Here is a 317-nt window from a genome sequence, read left to right on the forward strand (position 1 = left end):
GCTAAGTTAAACTAACGAAGTCAGATTGCTAAGACAGCTAGGATGTTGGCTTGGAAGCAGCCATTCATTTAAAGAGTGCGTAACAGCTCACTAGTCGAGGAATTTGGCGTGGATAATAATCGGGTATCAAGTTGTCTGCCGAAGCTATGGAATCATTAATGATTGGTAGGGGAGCATTCCATTCAGCGTTGAAGGCGTGGCGCGAGCCACTCTGGAGCGTATGGAAAAGCAAATGTAGGTATAAGTAACGATAAAGGGGGTGGGAAACCCCCTCGCCGAAAGACTAAGGTTTCCTGATCAACGCTAATCGGATCAGG

1 rRNA gene is annotated in these 317 nt (G+C 46.7%); it reads left to right on the forward strand.

Annotated features, from left to right (window positions below):
• A 23S ribosomal RNA gene (locus I6E24_RS16850) occupies positions 1 to 317 on the forward strand; the annotation flags it as partial.

It is taken from the genome of Bacteroides caecigallinarum (assembly GCF_021530995.1).
GTDB lineage: Bacteria > Bacteroidota > Bacteroidia > Bacteroidales > Bacteroidaceae > Phocaeicola > Phocaeicola faecigallinarum.